The sequence below is a fragment of the Herbaspirillum sp. CF444 genome, assembly GCF_000282135.1.
Taxonomy (GTDB): Bacteria; Pseudomonadota; Gammaproteobacteria; order Burkholderiales; family Burkholderiaceae_D; genus Herbaspirillum.
Genome location: NZ_AKJW01000027.1, coordinates 42,442 through 63,821 on the forward strand (window position 1 = coordinate 42,442; position 21,380 = coordinate 63,821).

A 21,380-nucleotide genomic window follows, 5' to 3' on the forward strand; every position below is an offset into this window, starting at 1 on the left:
ACCGCCATGGGCACGTCATGGACTGCTGAGTTGAATCCCGGCATCACTGGAGAAACACCATGTTGAAAGAAGCGCTGAAACAATGCGGACTGATCGCGATCCTGCGCGGTATCCGCCCCGACGAAGTCGAGAGCATCGGCAAGGTTTTGTATGACGCCGGGTTTCGCATCATCGAAGTGCCGCTCAATTCTCCCGAGCCGTTCGAAAGCATCCGCGTCCTGCGCGACCTCCTGCCCGCCAATTGCATGGTCGGCGCCGGCACGGTGCTGTCGCCGGCGCAGGTGCTGCAAGTCAAGGATGCGGAGGGGCAATTGATCGTCATGCCGCACAGCGATCCGGAAGTGATTCGCGCCGCGACCGAAGCCGGTCTCGCCAGCGCGCCGGGCGTGGCCACGGTGACGGAGGCATTTGCCGCGCTGGCCGCAGGCGCCGACATTCTCAAGATGTTCCCGGCCGAGCAACTCGGTCCCGTCGTCGTCAAAGCCTGGCGCGCGGTGATTCCGGCCAACGTCATGCTGGTGCCGGTCGGCGGCATCACGCCTGCCGGCCTCAAGGAATTCGTTGCTGCCGGCGCATCGGCGTTCGGCTTGGGATCGGCACTGTATAAACCCGGCATGAGCGCCGAACAGGTGAAGCAGAATGCCGAAGCCTTCGTCAGCGCGTGGAAGCAAACCCAAACCTGATCTGCTGCAACGTTGTCAATGCAACGATCATAAAAAAACGCGACCTGCCGGGTCGCGTTTTTTATTTGTGCTGCGGAAGAAATCAAACCCAAAAAATCAGGCCGCCTTCTTCTCCTCTTTTTTCTCATCACGCAATTCCCGGCGCAGGATCTTGCCGACGTTGGTCTTGGGCAGTTCATCGCGGAACTCGATGTACTTCGGCTTCTTGTAGCCGGTGAACTGTTCCTTGCAGTAGGCCATCAATTGCTCGACGGTAAGCGACTTGTCCTTGCGCACCACGAACAGCTTGACCGCTTCGCCGGTGTGTTCATCCGGCACGCCGACGCAGGCACATTCCAGTACGCCCGGATGCGCCGCCACCACGCCTTCGATTTCATTCGGATAGACGTTGAAGCCGGACACCAGAATCATGTCTTTCTTGCGGTCGACGATGCGGGTGTAGCCGCGCTCGTCCATGATGCCGATGTCGCCGGATTTGAAGAAGCCGTCCGGCGTCATGACCTTCTCGGTTTCGTCAGGCCGGTTCCAGTACCCGGCCATGACTTGCGGACCGCGGATGGCGATTTCTCCCGGTTGGCCCAACGGCACAGGCTTGCCGTCGTCGTCCAGAATCGCGATGTCGGTCGACGACAGCGGCAGGCCGATGGTGCCGGTGTATTCCTCGATGGTGCAAGGGTTGGCGCTGGCGATAGGCGAGGTTTCCGACAAACCGTAGCCTTCGATGATGGCGCAACCGGTGACCTTCTTCCACTTGTCCGCCACCGACTTCTGCACTGCCATGCCGCCGCCGACGCAGCAGCGATAGCCGGAGAAATCCAGTTTGGCGAAGTCGGGATGATTCAGCAGCGCGTTGTACAGCGTGTTGACTGCCGGGAAGGTGTTGACCTTGTACTTGCCCAGCTCCTTGATGAACCCGGGGATGTCGCGCGGATTCGGGATCAGCACGTTGAGCGCGCCTTCGCGCGTGCCCAGCATGTTGCAGACCGTCAACGCGAAGATGTGATACAGCGGCAGCGCGCAGATGAACACCAGTTGATCGAGCTTGGCGCCTTGCTTGAGCGCCGGCATCAGCCACTCTTCGGCCTGCAGTACGTTGGCCACCAGATTGCGATGCGTCAGCACCGCGCCCTTGGCGACGCCGGTGGTGCCGCCGGTGTATTGCAGGAAAGCGATGTCGTCGTGACCGATCTCGACCGGCGCCGGCTTCTTGCCCTCGCCCAGCGCCAGCGCTTGCTTGAAGGTAATCGACTGCGGCAGCGAGAACGGCGGCACCAGTTTTTTCACATGGCGCACCACCAGATTGACGATGGCGCCCTTGAGGCCGCCCAGCAGCTCGCCCATGCTGGCGACGACGACGTGCTTGACGCTGGTATTGGCGATCACCTTGGCCAGCGTGCAGGCGAAGTTTTCCAGCACGAAAATGGCTTCGGCGCCGGAGTCCTTCAACTGATGTTCAAGCTCGCGCGGGGTGTACAGCGGATTGACGTTGACCACCGTGTAGCCGGCGCGCAGGATGGCGGCGATGGCGATCGGATATTGCAACACGTTCGGCATCATGATCGCCACCCGTGCGCCCTTTTTCAGGCCGGTGCCTTGCAGCCACGCGCTCAGCGTATTGGACAGCTTGTCCAGTTCGCCGTAGGTCAGGTACTTGCCCATGCACGCATAGGCATTGCGGTCTGCGTATTTGACAAAGGCCTCGTCGATCAGCTGGACCAGCGAGCGGTAGCGGCTTGGGTCGATGTCGGCCGGGACGCCTGCGGGGTACGATGCAAGCCAGAATTTATCCATATTGTTCCTTTTTGTCTCCGATTCAGAGCGGCAGCCTGATTGCTTCAGGACTTTGGCGCGCGCTGCAAAAAAAAGCACGGTTGTGTTTTTATTTATTGCAGATGCTATCCACCAAACTCATTAAGGGCAAGTATTTTGAGAAGATTTAAGAAAAATTTCTTGTTTTACCTCTCAGCCACGCCCATCGGCTGACACCTTGCGCCATCTTTTTCAAACTGGCAACTTTTTCTGTCGATTTGAAGCGATTTTCAAAAATAGTCAATCCGGCAATAAAATTTCCACTGTACTCCCACTGAGCTACTGTAGCACTGACGACAAGCTATTTTGCCGCAGCTTGCAAACGATCCAACTGCTCGTCGCGCTCAGGCTTGTCCAGCTTCGCCAGCGCTTTCACGCGCTCGAAGAAATCGGCGAAATCGCGGCTCTGGCGAAACAGGGCGCGAAACGCCGGCACCCGGTCATGGTAGGTGCCGACCAGCGCCAGATGTGCATTCGACAGCGGCATGGCAAACCAACGGTCATAACCGCTGAATCCCCCCCAGCGGACCTTGAGTTGCCGGTATTCGGCGCGCAAGGCATCGAAGATCGCAGCCTTGCGCTGCAACTTGTCGGCGTCGCCGGCATTGCTTTGATAGTCGGCTTCCAGTTGGGACCGGTATTTCAGCAAGAGTTCAAGAAAGTCTTCCTTGCGTGCGGCGAAAACGCGGTATGCCTGCGTCAGCTTGTCGTCATGCCGCGCCTGCAACCAGCGCTCGAGGCCGAGCTCTTCCACCGTGGTGGCATAGGATTCATTGAACTGCGAGTCGCCTTTGACGTAGACCACCTGATGGCCCAGTTCATGGAAAATCAGGCGCGCCAGTTCGCCGTCGGGATAATTGATGAAGGTCGACATGACCGGATCGTTGAACCAGCCCAGCGTCGAATACGCCGGCACACCCAGCACCTGAACGTCGTAGCCTTGCCCGACCAGTCCGTCGGCATAATCCTGTGCATCCTGCTGGCTGTAATAGCCGCGATAATCGACGCAACCGGCAATCGGAAAACACCACTGCTTCGCCTGCAGGGACAAGGCCGGCGCCGCCACCACGCTCCAGACGACGAAGGGACGCTGCAGCTGCGCATAGTTCTTGTAGCTGCCGTTGTCGGGCAAGGACAACTGCTCCACCGCGAAACGGCGGATCTCGCGCACGGTCTGCAACTTGGCGCGCAAACGTTCGGAGGTGGCCGGATCGGCCAACCAATCGTCGATAGGCCTGGCCTGCGCCAGCAACGAGAACTCCCCATGCGCCGCCTGCGCGTAATACCCCAATGAGCCCAGCGAAGAGCAGCCGGCCACGAACAGGCAGCCGGCAATCAAAACAATGCTCTCTAAGCGCCTCCCACCCATGACTCCACCTGCACCAGCACGTCGTAGAACGTCGGCGCATTGCCCATGTCGGTCAGCCGCTGGCTGGTCACTTCATTGGCATTCTTGCCGTCGACGGAAAACTTCTTCCACCAGATCGATAGTCCCACCACCAGGCCGGGACGCGCCTTGGGCGTCACGCGCACCTTGGCCAGCATGCTGCCGCGGTCGTTGAAAATGCGCACCGCTGCGCCGTTCGCGATGCCGCGCGCAGCGGCGTCGTCGGGATGCATGTCCAGATGCGGCTCGCCTTCGGTGTCGCGCAGACTCTGCACGTTGACGAAAGACGAGTTGAGGAAATTACGCGCCGGCGGCGAGATCATCGCCAGCGGATATTTCTCTGCAAGCGCCGCATTGCTGGCGACCGATTCGTGCGGTGCGATATAGGTCGGCAGCGGATCGAAACCGTCTGCCTGCATGCGCGCCGAATAGAACTCGCACTTCCCCGACGGCGTACCGAAGCCGCCGTTGGCGAATGGCGCCACGGGCATGTTCAGGCGCTGCCAGCCCTTTTCCTTGAGACGCGTCCAATCGTAATCGGCGGCCCGTTCGTTGCTGCGATCGAATGCCTGAGCCGCGATCGCGTCATCGCTGTCCTTGAAGCAGTCATCGTCAAAACCCATGCGCGCCGCCAGCAGGCGGAAGATTTCCGTATTCGGTTTCGACTCGCCCAAGGGTGCGATGGCGGCGTTGTTCGCCATCATGTAGACGTGGCCGTAGGTGGCATGCACGTCGACGTGTTCCAGCTGCGTGGTCGCAGGCAAAAGGATGTCGGCGTAGTCGGCTGTGTCGGTCTGGAAATGCTCCAGCACCACCGTGAACAAATCCTCGCGCGCGAAACCTTGCACCACCTTGCCCGACTCGGGCGCGACCGCGACCGGGTTGGAGTTGTAGACGATCATGGCTTCCACGCGCGGACCGAATTCTTCGGAGGCATCCCGCAACAAATCGTCGCCGATGGTGCTCATGTTGATGGTGCGAGTGGCCACGCCATGCCGCGGCAAGAAATCGGGACGCTGCAGGAAAGCGCTGTTCTTCGGAAACGAATCCGACGTCGACAATTGCAAGCCGCCGCCGGCATGCCGCCACGCGCCGACCAGCGCCGGCAGGCAAGCCAGATTGCGCACCGCCATGCCGCCGCCGTGCACGCGCTGCAAGCCATAGTTGGCGCGGATCATGGTGATCTCGCCGCGCTGCGCCGCACCGCCGTATTCGCGCGCCAGCTGGATGACTTCGTCGGCGCTGATGCCGCACACGTCGGCCACGCGTTGCGGCGGCCACTCCTGCACGCGTTGCTTCAATTGATCGAAGCCCAGCGTGTAGTGCGCGATGTAATCGGCGTCGAGCAGGTTCCCGTTGATCAGCACATGCATCAAACCCAGCGCCAGCGCGGCGTCGGTGCCGGGCAGCAGCGCAACGTGCTGGTGGCATTTGTCGGCGCTCAGCGAGCGATAGGGATCGATGGCGATCAGTTTGGCGCCGCGTCGTTTTGCTTCCTGCACGCGCGTCCAGAAATGCAGATTGGAGGCAATCGGATTTCCGCCCCAGATGATGATCAGCTTCGCGTCCTGCACGTGTTCGGTGTCGGCGCCGATGCGCGTACCGATGGTGTACTTGTAGCCCACGCCGCCGGCCGAAGCGCAAATCGTGCGGTCCAGCAGCGACGCGCCGATGCGGTTGAAAAACCGCATCGACATCGATTCGCCCTGCACCAGGCCCATGGTGCCGGCATAGCTGTACGGCAAGATGGCTTGCGGATTGCGCGCGGCGACGTCCTTCAAGCGCGCGGCGATGGTGTCCAGTGCTTCATCCCAGCTGATGCGCTCGAACTTGCCCTCGCCCTTCTTGCCGATGCGTTTCATCGGATGCAGCAGGCGCTCCTTGTGATAAGTGCGCTCGGTATAGCGGGACACCTTGGTGCACAGCACGCCCGCCGTGGTCGGATGGTCCGGATCGCCGCGTACTTCGGTGGCGACGCCGTCCTTGACGGTGACGAGCAAGGCGCAGGTGTCGGGACAATCGTGCGGGCAGGCGCCGCGGACGATGATGGGATCGGAGCTGGAAGACACTGGATTCGGCACGGAATTCATGACAATTAGGAAACTGAGAAGAAACTGGAGCCGGATTGGGCGGCAAGCGCTTACTTTATCTTAAAATGCGGCATCCCTTTCAGATGCTTTCATCATGCAGGCTCAAGACTCTGCGGTTCCCGACACGACTCCCGCGGTCGAATTCTGGCGCGATCCGGCCTTGCCGTTCTTCGAAGGCCGGCGCGCCGTCGGCAGCGTCAGCTGCTATACGCCGCACACGCATCCGACGTTTTCCATCGGCATCGTTGACGCCGGGACCAGCGTGTTCTCGCTACCCGGCCGCGAGACGCCGATACGACCCGGTGACGTGGTGCTGATTGCCGCCAACGAAGTGCACTCCTGCAACCCGGCGCAGCGGGAAAGCTGGAGCTACCGCATGTTCCATATCGATCAGGAATGGCTGTGCGCATTGCTCGACGAAGCCGGCATGTCGCCGCGCATGGCGTTGGTCTCGCAAGTGCTGCGTTCGCCGCAGGCATGTGCTCTGATGAACAAGATCAGCGACGCCATGCGCGACGGCGAAGACGCCCTGCAAAAGGAGACGGTGCTGGTCGATGCGCTATGCGAATTGTTTGCTGCGTTTTGCACGCCGTCATCGGATGAAATGCACGACGCCCACACCGGCTCAGCACAGGCAGATTCCGACCTGCAACCCGCGCACGACTATCTGCAACACCATTGCTGCGACAAGATAACACTCGACACGCTCGCGCAACTGGCCGGCACCGGCCGTTATCAGTTGATCCGCCAGTTTCGCCGCCGCTACGGCATGACGCCGCATGCGCTGCAGATCGACATGCGCATCAACCTGGCGCGCGATTTCCTGCGGCGCGGCGCTTCGCTGGCCGATATTGCTTACCGCACCGGTTTTGCCGACCAGAGCCATTTCCATCGCGCCTTCAAGGCGCGCGTTGCAGCGACGCCCGCGCAATATCAGCTCGGCGGCTAAGCGAACAGCGTCGCGGCCACTATCCCCAGCGCAACCACCAGCAACACCACGCCCGCCAGCCATTCGGCGCGCGGGAAATAGTCCGCAATACGTACAGCGACGCGCTCGTCGGACACCGCCAGCACCAGTGCCGCATCCCAGGCAAAGACCGCCGCAAACATCCACGCGCCGTACAGCATCTTGATCTCCGTCCCGGTTGTCGCGCCCACCATGAGCGTGAACAATCCCAGATAGAACAAGCCGTTCTTCGGATTCAGGCCGCCGGACAGAAAGCCGGCAGCGAAACCTTTGAAGAAACCGTGATGCGTTTTCTCTTCGCGATCAGTCCGTTGCCACATCAGCGACTGCGGGCTACGGCTGGCGCGGATAAAAGCCCAGCCGATATAGGCCAGATATCCGCCGGCCAGCAATTTCATCGCCAGCAGCAAGGCGGGACTGTGTTGCAGCACGCTGAAGCCGGTCAGCGCCATCACGATATACACGCCGTTGGCGCAGGCAATGCCGAGACTGGTGCCGATGCCGTTGCGCCGGCCGTGACGCAAGGCATTGCGCAACAGCAGGAGAAAATCGGGACCGGGACTGACCAGCGCCAGCCAGTGCGCCGTCGCCAGCAGGAGGAATTCGTGCAAGACCATGTTTTGCCATCCGGATGTTTGAATCGAGATGGCGATGCTAGGCGTGCTGGCGGAGCTCGTATTGAACAAAATTGCGTCATCGCCTCTGTACGCGCCACGGCTTGTTGCGTTACTCTTCATTTCCCCATTGCAACATCAACCAACAACGAAGGAGACACTTCCCATGACATTCCGCTTTCCTCCCTTGCGCCATATCGCCTGTGCCGCAGCGCTTGCAACCTGCGGCAGCGCCTTTGCCCAGATGCAAACCCTGACGCCGGAGCAGCAGCATTTCCATGCGATCTACAAGGAACTGGTTGAAATCAACACCACCCATTCGGTCGGCAGCACCACACAAGCAGTGCAGGCCATGCAGGCGGTATTGCTGAAAGCCGGTTTCGGCAAGGACGAGATGCAGATCATCGAACCCTTCCCGCGCAAGGGCAACCTGGTGCTGCGCTGGAAAGGCACCGGCGCGAAACGGCCGATGCTGCTGATGGCGCACATCGACGTGGTCGAAGCCAAGCGCGAAGACTGGAAGACCGATCCCTTCAAGCTGCAGGAGAGCGACGGCTATTTCACCGCGCGCGGTTCGATCGACGACAAGGCCATGGCGTCCGCCTTCGTCTCCGTGCTGGCGCAATTGAAGCAGGAAGGCTTCAAGCCCACGCGCGACATCATCATGGCGCTCACTGCCGATGAAGAACGCGGCGACGTCGAAAGCAACGGCGCCATGTGGTTGCTCAAGAACAAGCCGGAACTGTTGCAAGCCGAATTCGGCATCAACGAAGGCGGCGGCGGTGAGCTGCGCAACGGCAAGCCCAACCTGCACCGCGTGCAGATTGCCGAAAAGCTGTACACCACTTATGAATTCGAATTGCGCGACGTCGGCGGTCACAGCTCGCTGCCGACCATCACCAATCCAATCTACGGCATGTCGGAAGCGCTGGCGCGCCTCGGCGCTTACCGTTTCCCGGTGATGCTGGCCGAGGTCACCAAGACTTACTTCAGCCGCACCGCACCGTTGATGTCGGGCCAACTGGCGGAGGACATGCGCGCCGTCGGCAACGGCAGCACCGATCCCGCCGTCATCGATCGCTTGTCGAAGACGCCGCTGTATAACGCACAGTTGCGCACGACCTGTACCGCCACCATGGTCAACGCCGGCCACGCCGAGAATGCCTTGCCGCAATCAGCCAAGGCCGTGGTCAATTGCCGCATGTTGCCGTTCGACGACCCGGACAACGTCGAAAAGCAACTAAAGCAGGTCATCACCAACAATGGCGCCAACGACAAGATCACCATGCGCCAGTTTGCCAAGCCGACGCGCAGCCCGGTGTCGCCGTTGCAGGGCGACATGTTCTCGACCATCGAAACCCTGACCAGGGAAATGTGGCCGGGCGTGCCGGTCATCCCTTTCATGAGCACCGGCGCCACCGACAGCCGCTTTGCGCGCAATGCGGGGATTCCGATGTACGGCGTTTCCGGCCTGTTCTTTGATCCGGCCGACCTGCGCACGCACGGACTGGATGAGCGCGTGGAGATTCCTCGCCTGTACGACAGCCGTGAATTCATCTTGAAACTGGTGAAGAAGCTGGCGTCGTAATGTGCTGAAGCTTATGCGCTGAAGCTTGAAAGAAAAACGCCGGCATGATCGCCGGCGTTTTTTATTGTGCGTCGTTGAGATGGCAGGCGGACAGATGGCCCGGCGCGATTTCCCTGAGCAGCGGTTTTTCCACCGAACAGCGCAGCATGGCATGCGGACAACGCGGATGGAAATGGCAGCCCGACGGCGGATTGAGCGGGGACGGGATCTCGCCCTTGACCGCAAAGTACGTTGCCTTGCCCACTTCCAGCTTGGGCGCCGATGCCAGCAAAGCCTGCGTGTAGGGATGGTTGGCGCGCGCAAAGACGGCGTCGGTCGGCGCCGACTCCACGATGCGGCCGAGATACATGATCAGCACGCGATCGGAAATATGGCGCACCACGCCGAGGTCGTGACTGATGAACAGATAGGTCAGATCGAGTTCGTCGCGCAGCTTGATGAACAGGTTCAGCACCTGCGCCTGGATCGACACGTCGAGCGCTGCCACGGCTTCATCGCAGACCAGGAATTTCGGTTTCACCGCCAACGCACGCGCGATGCCGACCCGTGCCCGCTGGCCGCCGGAGAATTGATGCGGAAAACGGCGCAGCATGTCGCCGCTCAAACCCACGCGCTGCAAAAGTTCTGCGACGTATTCCTGCTGCCGGCGCTTGCCGATGATGCCGTGCACCACCGGCGCTTCCCCGACGATATCGACCACGCGCAGACGCGGATTCAACGACGCATACGGATCCTGAAAGATCATCTGGATCGCCAGTTGCCGCTCACGCTTCTGCTGCGGCGACAGCTTGTCGATATCTTCGCCCTGCCATAGGCGTCTGCCTTCCGTGAGGCCATGCAAACCCACGACCATGCGTCCCAGCGTCGACTTGCCGCAGCCGGATTCACCGACCAGGCCGACCACTTCACCCGCGTTGATATGCAGGCTGACATCGTCGACGGCGTGCACGACTTCTTCACGCAGCACGCGGCCGAATGGTTGCGTGAACAGGTTGGCTGTCTTCGCCGCGCCGTCGAGCGGTTTGACGAAGCGCTTGGCGACATGCTGCAGTTCCAGCAAGGGTTGCGTGTCTGCGTCTGTCTGCACGTTCTGTTCTTTCACTGCATTCAATGTCATGGCGCCACCTCCAGCGGCGCATCCGCCATCGGGTGGAAACAGCGCAAGGCGCGACCATCGACAATATGCGTCTCCGGCGTCTGCGCACATTCCACCGTGGCATGCGCACAGCGATCGCGGAAGGCGCAGCCAGACGGCAAGTTCAGCAGCGACGGCGTGCTGCCCGGAATCTGCCGCAAGGGCTGCCCACGCGGATTGCGGGACGGCGCCGAAGCAATCAGGCCGTAGGTGTAGGGATGGCGCGGCTGCGCCAGCACTTGCGCCACGGCGCCGCTTTCGACGATGCGTCCGGCGTACATGACGCTGACGGTATCGGCCAAACCGGCGACGACGGACAGGTCGTGCGTGATCCAGATCAGCGCCGTGCCCGATTCGCGACACAGCTTCTGCATCTCGAACAAAATCTGCCCCTGAATGGTGACGTCGAGCGCGGTGGTCGGCTCGTCGCAGATGATCAGGTCCGGCTTGTTGAGCAAGGCGATGGCAATCGCCACGCGCTGGCGCATGCCGCCGGAAAACTGATGCGGATAGGCATGCAGGCGCTCATCGGGCGCAGCGATGCCGACACGCACCAGCGCGTCGCGCGCGAGCGCCAGTGCGGCATCCTTGCTGACGTCCTGATGCGCCAGCACCGCTTCGGTCATTTGCGTATCGATGCGCAGCACCGGGTTCAGGGTCATCATCGGATCCTGGAAAATCATGGCGATGCGATTGCCGCGGATTTCGCGCATCCGGTTTGCCGGTATGGTGCGCAAGTCTTCGCCGTTGAGCAGGATGCGACCGCCAACCACTTTGCCCGGCTCGTCTATCAGTCCCATGATGGAATAGCCGGTCATCGATTTGCCCGATCCGGATTCGCCGACCAGACCCATGACCTGTCCCGGCTCGACCGTGAACGATACGTCGTCCACCGCGCGCGCAATGCCGCCGCGCGAGAAGAAATGCGTCTGCAGGTTTTCTACTTGTAGTGTGGCCGTCATGCTCATTGTCCTTGCAGGCGAGGATTGAGCACGTCGCGCAACTGATCCGCCACCAGGTTGATCGCCACCACCGTCGCCAGCAGGGCCACGCCGGGAAAGAAGCTGATCCAGTATTTGCCCGACAGCAGGTATTGGAAGCCGTTGGAAATCAGCAAGCCGAGCGACGGTTCGGTCACCGGCAAACCCAGACCGAGGAAAGACAGCGTCGCCTCCAGCGAAATCGCCGATGCCACCTGCAAGGCAGCGATCACGATCAGCGGCGGCAGGCAATTGGGCAACAGGTGGCGGAACATGATGCGCAGCGGCGACAGGCCGAGCAAGCGTGCCGCTTCGATGTATTCCTTCTTGCGTTCGACCAGCGCCGTGCTTCTGGTTGTGCGCGCATAGTAGGCCCACTGCACGGTGACCAGCGCAATGATGATCTTGTCGACGCCTCGTCCGGTCAGCGCCAACAGGATCAGCGCCACGAGGATGGGCGGAAACGCCAGCTGGATGTCGGCCACGCGCATGATCAGCGCTTCGATGCGGCCGCCGGCGTAACCTGCCAGCAGGCCCAGCGACAAGCCGATCGCCAGCGCGATCACGGTACTGGTGACGCCGACCATGACCGAGATGCGCAGGCCGTAGAGGATCGCCGACAGCATGTCGCGGCCCTGGTCATCGGTGCCAAGCAGGAAGGTCAGGTTGCCTTCCATCGACGTCTTGCCCGGTTCCAGACGCGAATCCATGACGTCGAGATGCTCCAGGTCATAGGGATTTTGCGGCGAAATGATGGGTGCAAAAATCGCCGCCAGCAAGATCAGCAGCAACAAAATGAAACCGAAAGTAGCGATGCGGCTGCTGAAGAATCCTTGCAGGAAACGCGTGAACGGCGTGTCGGCCTGTGTGATTTTCCGGGTAAAGATTGAATACATGTCAGCCTTTCGCTTCCGACAGCCGCACGCGCGGATCCAGTACCGAGTACAACACGTCGACGCACAGGTTGATCAGGATGAAGATGACCACGATCAGCGACAGGAAAGCGACGATCACCGGACGGTCGAGCACGCGGATGGAATCGATCAGCAGCTTGCCCACGCCCGGCCAGGCGAAGATCGATTCGGTCACGATGGAAAACGCGATGATGGAACCGAACTGCAGCGCGACCACGGTGACGATCGGGATCAGGATGTTTTTCAGCACGTGCACGCCGACGATGCGGCTGTTGCGCAAGCCTTTGGCGCGCGCGAACTTGATGTAGTCCTGCAGCAGCGCCTCCTGCGTGCCGGCGCGCGTGAGGCGGATGATCAGCGCAATGTTGAACAGCGAGAGATTCAGCGCCGGCATCAGCAGATGCTTGAGTCCGTCCCAGCTCAGGAAGCCGACAGGAACACCGAGCAACATCACCGTCTGGCCGCGCCCGCTGGTGGGCAACCAACCGAGTTCAACCGCGAACACCATGATCAGCATCAGCCCGACCCAGAAGGTCGGCAACGAAAAACCGAAGATCGACACCGTCATGATGGTCTTGCTGGCGATGCTCCTGGGGCGCAGACCGGCCCACAGACCCAGCGGCAGGCCGATCACGATGGCGATCAGGATGGCCGAGATTGCCAGCTCCAGCGTGGCCGGCAGGCGTTCCAGGATCAGTCCGAGCGCCGGCGTGGCATAGACGAAGGAGCGCCCCATGTCGCCGGCCAGCGCATTTTTGATGAAATAAAAGTACTGCACCCACAGCGGCTGATCCAGGCCGAAGGCGGCGATCACGCGCGCGCGTTCGATCTGGTCGGCGTCGGCACTGATGAGGATGTCGATTGGGTTGCCGATGGCGTAGACGCTGACGAAGACCAGCAGCGACATCAGGAGCAGTACGGCGACGCTCTGTACGCAACGGCGGATGATGAAGACGAGCATTGGCTGTTTTGGCTAGGCTATAAGAATGGCTTGATGGCAATCTGCACACGAAGTTGTGATGGTGCATAAATCATGCCGGATAAGCAACTACATTTATCGAGTACGCTCAGGCCTGAGAGTAATATAGGCACGGCACCAGCGCATGATCGGCGTCCGAGGTATCCTTCGTACATCGCCGGACACCATGCAACTGGTTTGCTCAACACCGGCCCAGTTTCGGCATTGGCGCATTGACAATACAGCAAGACGGCAGGCGTTTTATATAGGCTTCACCACAAGGCACGCATCATGAAACTCATCGACCCCATCACCCGATTCCATTCCGAACTGCAAAAAATCCGCCGCGACATCCACGCGCATCCCGAGCTGAGCTATGAAGAACAGCGCACCTCCGACGTCGTCGCGCAAAAACTGACCGAATGGGGCATCCCTGTCGTGCGCGGCCTCGGGATCACCGGCGTGGTCGGCATCATCAAGAACGGCAGCAGCACGCGCGCCATCGGCCTGCGCGCCGACATGGATGCACTGCCGATGCCGGAACTCAACACCTTCCCGCATGCTTCCAGGAACGAAGGCAAGATGCACGCCTGCGGCCATGACGGCCATACCGCCATGCTGCTGGGCGCGGCGCACTACTTGTCGCAGCATCGCGATTTCGATGGCACGGTGTATGTGATTTTCCAACCGGCGGAAGAAGGCGGACGCGGTGCAGAGCGCATGATCCAGGACGGCTTGTTTGAGAAGTATCCGATGGATGCCGTGTTCGGCATGCACAACTGGCCGGGCATGAAGGCCGGCACCTTCGGCGTGACGCCGGGACCGATGATGGCCTCGAGCAACGAGTTCCACGTCGTCGTCAAGGGCAAGGGCTCGCATGCGGCACAGCCGCACAAGAGCATCGACCCGGTCATGACGGCGGTGCAGATCGCGCAGAGCTGGCAGACCATCGTCTCGCGCAACGCCAATCCCAACGATCCGGCCGTCGTATCGATCACGCAGATCCACGCCGGCAGCGCGACCAACGTGATTCCCGACAACGCGGCACTGATCGGCACGGTGCGCACCTTCAGCACCCCGGTGCTGGACATGATCGAACGCCGCATGAAGGAAATCGCCGAACACACCAGCGCCGCCTTCGATGCCGAAGTCGACTTCACCTTCAACCGCAACTATCCGCCGCTGGTCAATCACGCCAAGGAAACCGCGTTTGCGGTCGAGGTCATGCAAAGCATCGTCGGCGCCGACAACGTGAATGCGACCGTCGAGCCGACCATGGGCGCGGAAGATTTCGCTTTCATGCTGCAGCACAAACCCGGCTGCTACGTCTTCATCGGCAACGGCGAAGGCGGCCACCGCGACAGCGGCCACGGCCTGGGGCCGTGCAATCTGCACAATCCGAGCTACGACTTCAACGATGACTTGCTGCCGATCGGTGCGACGTATTGGGTACGCCTGGCCGAGGCCTTCCTGAAGCCTCAATAAGACAAGAGCACCAGAATAAAACGGCGTCGCCTGACCGCGACGCCGTTTTTTATTGCCCGCGCAATCGGAACCTGTCAGTGCAGGGTTCGCCCTTCAATCAGCCAGTATCGCCACCGCCTGCTTGCCATAGGCAACGATGTAACCGCCGTTTTGCTGCTGCCATTCACGCGCGGTTTGCTCGTCGCTGAACCAGTTCTGCCGGAAGTCGCCGAACTGCCCTTGCTCGAACCGATAGCGATCCAGCACTTCGGTACCGCAACGGTCGATTTCCTGCTTGCAGGCTTCCCAGCCGGCAAAGCCGAGTTCGCGGCCCAGCATGTGCAAGACGTGTTTGAGCTGCAGGGTGTCGCGCACGGCGTAGAGATCGGTGACGCTCAGCTCCGGCATGACGCCGGTGTCGATGACCCGACGCAATACCGGCAAGGCCTTGCTGGGTTGCGCGTCGCGGCCGTTGCGCACCAGACGGCGCGCGTGACGACGCAAGAATTCGCTGTTGTTGCCGGGTTCGCCGGAAACAGTACGGGTGGAGTTTAAAAGAGGATGGGAGGTAGACCACATAACGTTCCTTTCATAGTGCCCGCTCTCGCAACGGTCATGATCAAGGTTGTACGTCAGGGTTTATCCGAAAAAGGAAGTACCGCTTCGACATCGACAGGTGCGTCAGCTTTCGCGAGAGCGGGCCTCCTGTCAGGCCCGGCGCTATTCTAGCCCTCGAGGGAGGCTCAAGGCAATGCCTGTTCAGAAACTGTTGTTTCAGGCATGATCGGCGAATCAATTACAACAAGGAGAAACAATGAAACTGGTCGCCGACTTCCTCGTAGGACTGATCGCCGTCTTGCACGTCTGGATTCTGGTGCTGGAGATGTTCTTGTGGACCAAGCCCTTCGGCCTGAAAACCTTCGGACAATCGCGTGAAACGGCCGAGGCATCCAAAGTACTGGCCGCCAACCAGGGCTTGTACAACGGTTTTCTGGCTGCCGGTCTGGCGTGGGGACTGATCGGCGGCGACGGCGCCGTCAAACTGTTCTTCGTCGCTTGCGTGCTGGTCGCGGGAATCTACGGCGGACTCACCGCCAAACGATCGATTCTGTATGTGCAGGCATTGCCGGCGTTGCTGGCGCTGATTGCGTTGCTGGCCAGTCGCTAAGCAATCATTTCGCCGTCGGCTGCGCCTCTGCCGCCTCCGATTTCGCAGCGACGGTGGCCTGGCGCAGCAGGCGGATGTCGCCGTACCAGGCTTCCACTTTTTCTTCCGTATTGTCGGTGTCGGTCAGTACGCCGACACCAATCAATCGTCCCGGCTGCTCGCCGTAGATTCTCACGTAATCGTCGACGATATTGCGTTGGTAGCTGACCCACTTGCCGACGTTGGCGGCGCCGCTTTCGGCCACCAGCATCTGGATGCGTCCGGTGCGCGTGTTGGCGATGACGGTTTCTTTCGGCGCCTTGTTTTCCCAGATGTACATCAGCGTGGCGTAGGGGAACTCATGCCCCGACACCAGCTTGGCGGTGTCGAACAGGATGGTGTCCATGAAGGACAGTTTGCTCTTGTCGCCGTCGAAGGCCAGCACGATGCGCACCGGCGAATCCTCGGTGTCGCGATAGCGGTTGTCGGCGGTCTTGATCAGGGCCGAAGTCTTCCAGCTCCAGGTCAGCCAGGGTTGCTTGATCGGGTCAATGTCGACTTTATGGCGCAGGCCTGAGGATGCCTTGTCGGCATAGGCGCGCAAGACGGTTTTGTCGCCATCCTTGACCAGCACGTAATCGGTGGTCTTCTTCTTGCGCATCAGGACCAGCGGTTCCCACTCATTGGGCAAGCCGCCCGCCGGATTGGTCGAGAACAAGGCCAATGCCTGGTCCAGGCGAATCTGCTTGGCCACCGGATCATGGGTCTTTTGCGTGTTGGCGCACGCAGCGAGCAAGGCCACGATGCTTGTCAATACTGCCAGGCGCAGCGGAGAAGGAACTGAACGAACCGAACGAGGGACGACTGGCTTCATGAGCTTCTTTGCAAGATGTGAGATGCGGTGCGCACGCTGGCCTAAGCTCAGTTCTGCTGACGCAGGATATTGATGAACATCTTGCCGATCGAAGACAAGGTGGCATTTTTGCGGGTCACGATACCATAGTGCTCGATGCGGGTCTTCAAATGCACGGGCAGGATGCACAGCATCCGCTTGGCGGCGAAGAAGTGCGCAATGTCCAGCGGCATCACGGCCACCATGTTCGATTGCGCCAGCAAAGTGACGGTGACGAAAGGCGATGCGGTCTCGATGACGTTGCCGGGCACCTTCAGGCCTTCCAGTTTGAACTCGTGCTCGATCCAGATGCGCATCGGCATATTGCTGGAATACAGAATCCACGACGAACTCATCAACTCCTGCAAGCGCACCTTTTGCGCCGTCGCCAAGGGATGATCGAGACCGGTGACGATGCACATCGGCTCGCCGCGCAACATTTCATAGTTGTACAACTGCGGCTGCGAACTGACCGACGAACGTCCCACCATCAGATCAATGCGGCCCTGATCCAGCAAGAGCAGCTGGCGCGCGCTGGTGTCTTCGGTGATTTCGATCGACACTTCCGGCTGCACTTCGCGCAAGCGTGTCAGCGCGCGCGTGACCATGGGCGCGGCGCCCATGATGGTGCCGATCGACAGACGCCCGCCCTGCCCGGTCAGCATGCCCTGCAACTCGTCGCGCAGATTGCTGATGTCGCTCTGTATCAGGCGGGCGTAACGGATGACGCAACGGCCCAGCTCGGTCGCCTCGATCCCGCGCGACGAACGGTCGAACAAGGTGACGCCCAATGCGGACTCCATTTCATGCAGGGCCTTGGTCGCCGCCGGCTGGGTCATGTGCATGACTTCGGCGGCCTTGTGCAAGGACCCCTGCTCGTCGAGCGCGGTCAGCAAGGCGACCTGCTTGAAGCGCAGGCGACTGACGATGGCGCTGACCGACGGCAGCACGGACGGCTCATCCTGCGGTGTTTGCGGCGGATGCGGCTCGTCGGCGTCGTCTTGTCCTTGCAGTTGGTTATCACCCGATGAATTAAGGTCATTAGACATCGTTGGGGAAGCCTCTTATATTCTGATCCAGCAAAAGCACAATGCTAACGCATCCATCCCTAATACTCATAAGGATGCGAATAATTTCATCGAGACATTTGCGAAATTAATCTGAGTTTGACCTCAATCGATTGATTTCTTCCTCTTGCAGGGGCGCGTTGCAGCAGTTGCTCGCAATTGCTGCGCCACAGCATCAGATGCATTTTGCAAATTTCTCGCTAAAAATACGGAGACACCGTGAGACTGATTCAATTCGAAGACCGCCAGGGCGGCCGCAAGGTCGGCATCGTCAATGGCAAGGCCATCAACGTGATTTCCCAGGTCGGCACCATGCGCGAGCTGGCCCTGCTGGCGATTGCCGAAGGCAATTCGCTGGAACGCCAGGCGCAACTGCTCAACAGCAATACACAAGAAGACTACGCCGCGATCCTGAAGGAAAACCGCATCCTGGCGCCGCTGGATCATGAAGATCCGGCGCATTGCCTGGTGTCCGGCACCGGCCTGACCCATCTGGGCAGCGCCGCCACGCGCGACAAGATGCACCAGAAGCTGGACGACGACGAAAGCGCCATGACCGACACCATGCGCATGTTCAAGTGGGGCCTGGAAGGCGGCCGTCCGGGTCGCGGCAAGATCGGCGCGCAGCCGGAATGGTTCTACAAGGGCGACGGCGACATCGTGGTCAATCCCGGCGCAGCCTTCCCGATGCCGGAGTTTGCCGAAGACGCCGGCGAAGAGCCTGAGTTGACCGGCCTGTATATCATCGACAACGACGGCCAGCCGCATCGCCTCGGTTTCGCCATCGGCAATGAATTTTCCGACCACGTGGTCGAGCGCAAGAATTATCTGTACCTGGCGCATTCGAAGCTGCGCTACTGCTCCTTCGGCCCTGAACTGCTGGTCGGCGACCTGCCCACCAATCTGGTCGGCATGAGCCGCATTCGCCGCGACGGGCGCGTGATCTGGGAGAAGGAATTCCTCTCCGGCCAGGACAACATGTGCCACGCCATCGAGAACCTGGAGTATCACCACTTCAAGTACAACCAATTCCTGCGCCCGGGCGACATCCACGTGCACTTCTTCGGCACCGCGACCTTGTCGTTCGCCGACGGCGTGCGCACGCAACTGGGCGATTGCTTTGAAATCAGCCTGCCCGATTTCGGCGAACCGCTGGTCAACGGCATCACGCGCGAACAATCGCGTATCGCCATCGACGGCATCAAAGTACTTTGATGCTCGCGCCACAAGTTTCAGGAATTTTGTTTTAACCGACACAAAAGCGCCCGCCAAGAGGCGATTGCCGATACGCTCCGCAGACCGGACATCCGATCCGCGGAGCGCATCATCATAATGAACGGTCCTGCGTAGCGGACATTCCCGGCCCGGCGCCAGGCCTCAGCAAGGAGACCCAGCAATGCAACAACACTTCCAACCGACGTGCGTGTCGACACGCGCACAAGCGACATCCGCATCCAGCATTTCATCCATTCTGCCGCAGCCGTCCGCCGCAACGCGATAGCGCACGGCAGAGCACGATCGCGGCCGGCATTATTTGACGATGCATCGGCCTTAACGAATCAGCTGCCGTCCCGAAGACTTCTGGAGACTTCATGCATTACACCTTTGATTTCATGAGCGTGTTCGTCAACTGGCCCCGTTTGCTCGAAGGCGCCTGGCTGACGATACAGTTGTCCGCGCTTTCCATCGTACTGGGCTTTGTGGTCGGCACCCTCTGCGCCATCGCCTTCAAAAGCAAGAGCTGGCTGCTGCAGGCGCTGGTCAAGGCCTATGTCGAGATCATCCGCAATACGCCGTTGCTGGTGCAGGTGTTCCTGGTCTATTTCGGCCTGGCCAGCATCGGCCTGAAACTGACCGCGGAAACCTCCGCCGTGATCGCGCTGACCGTCAACGTCGGCGCCTACACGGCGGAGATCATGCGCGCCGGCATCAACTCCATCCACCCCGGCCAGATCGAAGCGGCCGAATGCCTGGGCATGTCGAAATTCCACGTCTACTGGCATGTGGTGTTGCTGCCGGCGGTGGAACGCGTCTATCCGTCGCTGACCAGCCAGTTCATCCTGCTGATGCTGGCCTCGAGCATCACCTCGCAGATCTCCGCCGAAGAACTGACCGCCACCGCCAACCTGGTGCAGTCGGAAACCTTCCGCAGCTTTGAAGTGTATGTGGTAATCGCCGTTGCCTACCTGGCCTTGTCCTTCCTGTTCCGCGCGGCCTTCTGGCTGATCGGGAAGACTGCGTTTGTGCGCAAGCGCAAGCTCGGCACAAACCTGTAAGGAGAAAACGTGACCTCATTTACCTTTTTACACGTCGAATACCTGTTGCAGGCGGCGGTCTGGACCATCGTCCTGTCGTTGGTGGCGTTCGTCTTCGGCGGCGTGGCCGGCTTCGTGATCGCGCTGTGGCGCGTGTCCCCCAACAAGACGCTGCGCGCCATCGCCAGCTGGTACATCCAGATAGTCCAGGGCATCCCGCTGCTGGTAATCCTGTTCGTGGCCTACTTCGGTCTGGCGATTGCGGGTTTCAAACTGTCGCCGCTGGTGGCTGCCGGGATTTCGTTTGCGGTGTATTGCGCGGCCTTCCTCGGCGAGATCTGGCGCGGTTGCATCGAAGCGGTGCCGAAAACCCAGTGGGAAGCCTCCGAATGCCTGGGCTTCAACCGCTTCGAACAATTGCAGAAGGTGATCCTGCCGCAGGCGTTCAAGATCGCGATCCCGCCCACCGTCGGCTTCATGGTGCAGATCGTCAAGAACACTTCGCTGGCGTCGGTGATCGGTTTCGTCGACCTGTCGCGCGCCGGCCAGATCATCAACAACTCGACGTTCCAGCCGTTCACCGTGTTCGGCTGCGTGGCCCTGATTTATTTTTGTCTCTGCTATCCGCTGTCGGCGCTGAGCAAGCACTTTGAAAGGAAATTGAATGTCAGCAATCGTTAGCATCAACAATCTGCACAAGAGCTTCGGCACGAACAAGGTGTTGAACGGCGTCTCGCTGGATGTGCAGAAAGGCCAGATGGTCGCGATCATCGGCCGCAGCGGATCGGGCAAGAGCACCTTGCTGCGTTGCCTGAACGGACTGGAGCGCATCGACTCGGGCGACATCAACGTCTGCGGCCATGACATCCATCATCCGGACAAGCTCAACCTGCGCGAACTGCGCAAGCAGGTCGGCATCGTATTCCAGAGCTACAACCTGTTTCCGCATGTGACGGTGGAGCGCAACATCACGCTGGCGCTGACGACCATCAAAAAGATGGCGACAGCGGAAGCGAAAAAAATCGCGCACAATGTCCTGACGCTGGTCGGCCTGGAAAACAAGAAGGAAGCCTATCCGGAACAGCTCTCCGGCGGCCAGGCGCAACGCGTGGCGATTGCCCGCTCGCTGGCGATGGCGCCGGAATTGATGCTGTTCGACGAAGTGACGTCTGCGCTCGATCCGGAACTGACCGGCGAAGTATTGAAGGTCATGGAAGACTTGTCCAAACAAGGCATGACCATGGTGCTGGTCACGCACGAAATGGCGTTTGCGCGCAAGCTGGCCGATATTCTGGTGTTCATGCATCAGGGAAAAGTCTGGGAAATCGGACCTCCGGACGAGCTGTTCACCAATCCTAAAACCGCCGAACTGGCGAAATTCGTCAGCAGCGATTTGTAATTACGGCAATACAGGAAACTTCGGTAACACC

Annotated in this window: 20 protein-coding genes; 9 read left to right on the plus strand and 11 right to left on the minus strand. The window is 60.2% G+C overall.

Annotated elements, in window-relative coordinates:
* Positions 1 to 59 precede the first annotated feature (59 nt).
* The gene (locus PMI16_RS07200) at positions 60 to 683 is read left to right on the plus strand and encodes a 2-dehydro-3-deoxy-6-phosphogalactonate aldolase (protein WP_007877968.1); all 624 of its coding nucleotides are present in this window, start codon (positions 60 to 62) and stop codon (positions 681 to 683) included.
* A gap of 96 nt (positions 684 to 779) precedes the next feature.
* Here the strand turns inward: PMI16_RS07200 and PMI16_RS07205 are convergent, their stop codons facing one another.
* The 3 genes from PMI16_RS07205 to PMI16_RS07215 form a co-directional block, all read right to left on the minus strand.
* Entirely contained in the window at positions 780 to 2,474 is a 1,695-nt protein-coding gene (locus tag PMI16_RS07205) for a long-chain fatty acid--CoA ligase (RefSeq protein ID WP_007877970.1), read from the minus strand.
* Between the two features lie 319 nt (positions 2,475 to 2,793).
* Positions 2,794 to 3,861, minus strand: a complete 1,068-nt coding sequence (locus PMI16_RS07210) for an aminopeptidase (RefSeq protein ID WP_007877985.1) — start codon at positions 3,859 to 3,861, stop codon at positions 2,794 to 2,796.
* A complete protein-coding gene (locus tag PMI16_RS07215; protein WP_007877987.1) occupies positions 3,843 to 5,969 on the minus strand; it encodes a molybdopterin-containing oxidoreductase family protein in 2,127 nt (708 codons plus the stop codon). Before PMI16_RS07215 ends, PMI16_RS07210 begins: the two co-directional genes overlap by 19 nt.
* 94 nt (positions 5,970 to 6,063) lie before the next feature.
* Here PMI16_RS07215 and PMI16_RS07220 point away from each other — a divergent pair, with 94 nt between their 5' ends.
* Positions 6,064 to 6,918, plus strand: coding sequence for an AraC family transcriptional regulator (locus PMI16_RS07220; protein ID WP_007877989.1), 855 nt, complete (start codon positions 6,064 to 6,066; stop codon positions 6,916 to 6,918).
* Here the strand turns inward: PMI16_RS07220 and PMI16_RS07225 are convergent.
* Entirely contained in the window at positions 6,915 to 7,553 is a 639-nt protein-coding gene (locus tag PMI16_RS07225) for a LysE family translocator (RefSeq protein ID WP_007877991.1), read from the minus strand. The two genes, PMI16_RS07220 and PMI16_RS07225, sit on opposite strands and share 4 nt — an antisense overlap.
* A gap of 163 nt (positions 7,554 to 7,716) precedes the next feature.
* Here PMI16_RS07225 and PMI16_RS07230 point away from each other — a divergent pair, with 163 nt between their 5' ends.
* A complete protein-coding gene (locus PMI16_RS07230) occupies positions 7,717 to 9,138 on the plus strand; it encodes a M20/M25/M40 family metallo-hydrolase (protein WP_007877999.1) in 1,422 nt (473 codons plus the stop codon).
* 61 nt (positions 9,139 to 9,199) lie between these two features.
* Here the strand turns inward: PMI16_RS07230 and PMI16_RS07235 are convergent, their stop codons facing one another.
* The 4 genes from PMI16_RS07235 to PMI16_RS07250 are packed head-to-tail and all read right to left on the minus strand — an operon-like array spanning position 9,200 to position 13,128.
* On the minus strand, positions 9,200 to 10,255 hold the full coding sequence (locus PMI16_RS07235; protein ID WP_007878001.1) for an ABC transporter ATP-binding protein: 1,056 nt from the start codon (positions 10,253 to 10,255) through the stop codon (positions 9,200 to 9,202).
* Positions 10,252 to 11,235 carry an ABC transporter ATP-binding protein gene (locus tag PMI16_RS07240; protein WP_007878003.1) on the minus strand — a complete coding sequence of 328 codons (984 nt, stop codon included), beginning with the start codon at positions 11,233 to 11,235 and terminating at the stop codon, positions 10,252 to 10,254. The genes PMI16_RS07235 and PMI16_RS07240 overlap by 4 nt, the downstream gene beginning before the upstream one ends.
* 2 nt (positions 11,236 to 11,237) lie before the next feature.
* A complete protein-coding gene (locus tag PMI16_RS07245; protein WP_007878005.1) occupies positions 11,238 to 12,149 on the minus strand; it encodes an ABC transporter permease in 912 nt (303 codons plus the stop codon).
* A 1-nt stretch (position 12,150) separates the two neighbouring features.
* Positions 12,151 to 13,128, minus strand: a complete 978-nt coding sequence (locus tag PMI16_RS07250; RefSeq protein ID WP_007878007.1) for an ABC transporter permease — start codon at positions 13,126 to 13,128, stop codon at positions 12,151 to 12,153.
* Positions 13,129 to 13,416: 288 nt separating this feature from the next.
* On the opposite strand from PMI16_RS07250, the gene PMI16_RS07255 reads away from it, so the two are divergent.
* Complete coding sequence (locus PMI16_RS07255; RefSeq protein WP_007878008.1) at positions 13,417 to 14,610, plus strand: M20 aminoacylase family protein; 1,194 nt, start codon at positions 13,417 to 13,419, stop codon at positions 14,608 to 14,610.
* Between the two features lie 93 nt (positions 14,611 to 14,703).
* On the opposite strand, the gene PMI16_RS07260 is transcribed toward PMI16_RS07255, so the two are convergent.
* Positions 14,704 to 15,168 carry a hypothetical protein gene (locus tag PMI16_RS07260; protein ID WP_007878009.1) on the minus strand — a complete coding sequence of 155 codons (465 nt, stop codon included), beginning with the start codon at positions 15,166 to 15,168 and terminating at the stop codon, positions 14,704 to 14,706.
* A gap of 235 nt (positions 15,169 to 15,403) precedes the next feature.
* On the opposite strand from PMI16_RS07260, the gene PMI16_RS07265 reads away from it, so the two are divergent.
* A complete protein-coding gene (locus PMI16_RS07265; RefSeq protein WP_007878010.1) occupies positions 15,404 to 15,757 on the plus strand; it encodes a DUF1304 domain-containing protein in 354 nt (117 codons plus the stop codon).
* 4 nt (positions 15,758 to 15,761) lie between these two features.
* On the opposite strand, the gene PMI16_RS07270 is transcribed toward PMI16_RS07265, so the two are convergent.
* Together PMI16_RS07270 and PMI16_RS07275 are read right to left on the minus strand one after the other, a co-directional pair.
* On the minus strand, positions 15,762 to 16,610 hold the full coding sequence (locus PMI16_RS07270) for a DUF3047 domain-containing protein (RefSeq protein ID WP_007878011.1): 849 nt from the start codon (positions 16,608 to 16,610) through the stop codon (positions 15,762 to 15,764).
* Positions 16,611 to 16,657: 47 nt separating this feature from the next.
* Positions 16,658 to 17,677 (minus strand): LysR family transcriptional regulator, encoded by a 1,020-nt coding sequence (locus PMI16_RS07275; protein WP_007878013.1) that lies wholly within the window; start codon positions 17,675 to 17,677, stop codon positions 16,658 to 16,660.
* A 237-nt stretch (positions 17,678 to 17,914) separates the two neighbouring features.
* Here PMI16_RS07275 and araD1 point away from each other — a divergent pair, with 237 nt between their 5' ends.
* The 4 genes from araD1 to PMI16_RS07295 all read left to right on the plus strand — a co-directional run bounded on the left by araD1 (position 17,915) and on the right by PMI16_RS07295 (position 21,349).
* Entirely contained in the window at positions 17,915 to 18,910 is a 996-nt protein-coding gene (araD1, locus tag PMI16_RS07280) for an AraD1 family protein (protein WP_007878014.1), read from the plus strand.
* Positions 18,911 to 19,287: 377 nt separating this feature from the next.
* The gene (locus PMI16_RS07285; RefSeq protein ID WP_007878015.1) at positions 19,288 to 19,971 is read left to right on the plus strand and encodes an amino acid ABC transporter permease; all 684 of its coding nucleotides are present in this window, start codon (positions 19,288 to 19,290) and stop codon (positions 19,969 to 19,971) included.
* Positions 19,972 to 19,980: 9 nt separating this feature from the next.
* Positions 19,981 to 20,631, plus strand: a complete 651-nt coding sequence (locus tag PMI16_RS07290; RefSeq protein ID WP_007878016.1) for an amino acid ABC transporter permease — start codon at positions 19,981 to 19,983, stop codon at positions 20,629 to 20,631.
* A complete protein-coding gene (locus PMI16_RS07295) occupies positions 20,615 to 21,349 on the plus strand; it encodes an amino acid ABC transporter ATP-binding protein (protein WP_007878018.1) in 735 nt (244 codons plus the stop codon). Before PMI16_RS07290 ends, PMI16_RS07295 begins: the two co-directional genes overlap by 17 nt.
* Positions 21,350 to 21,380 lie beyond the last annotated feature (31 nt).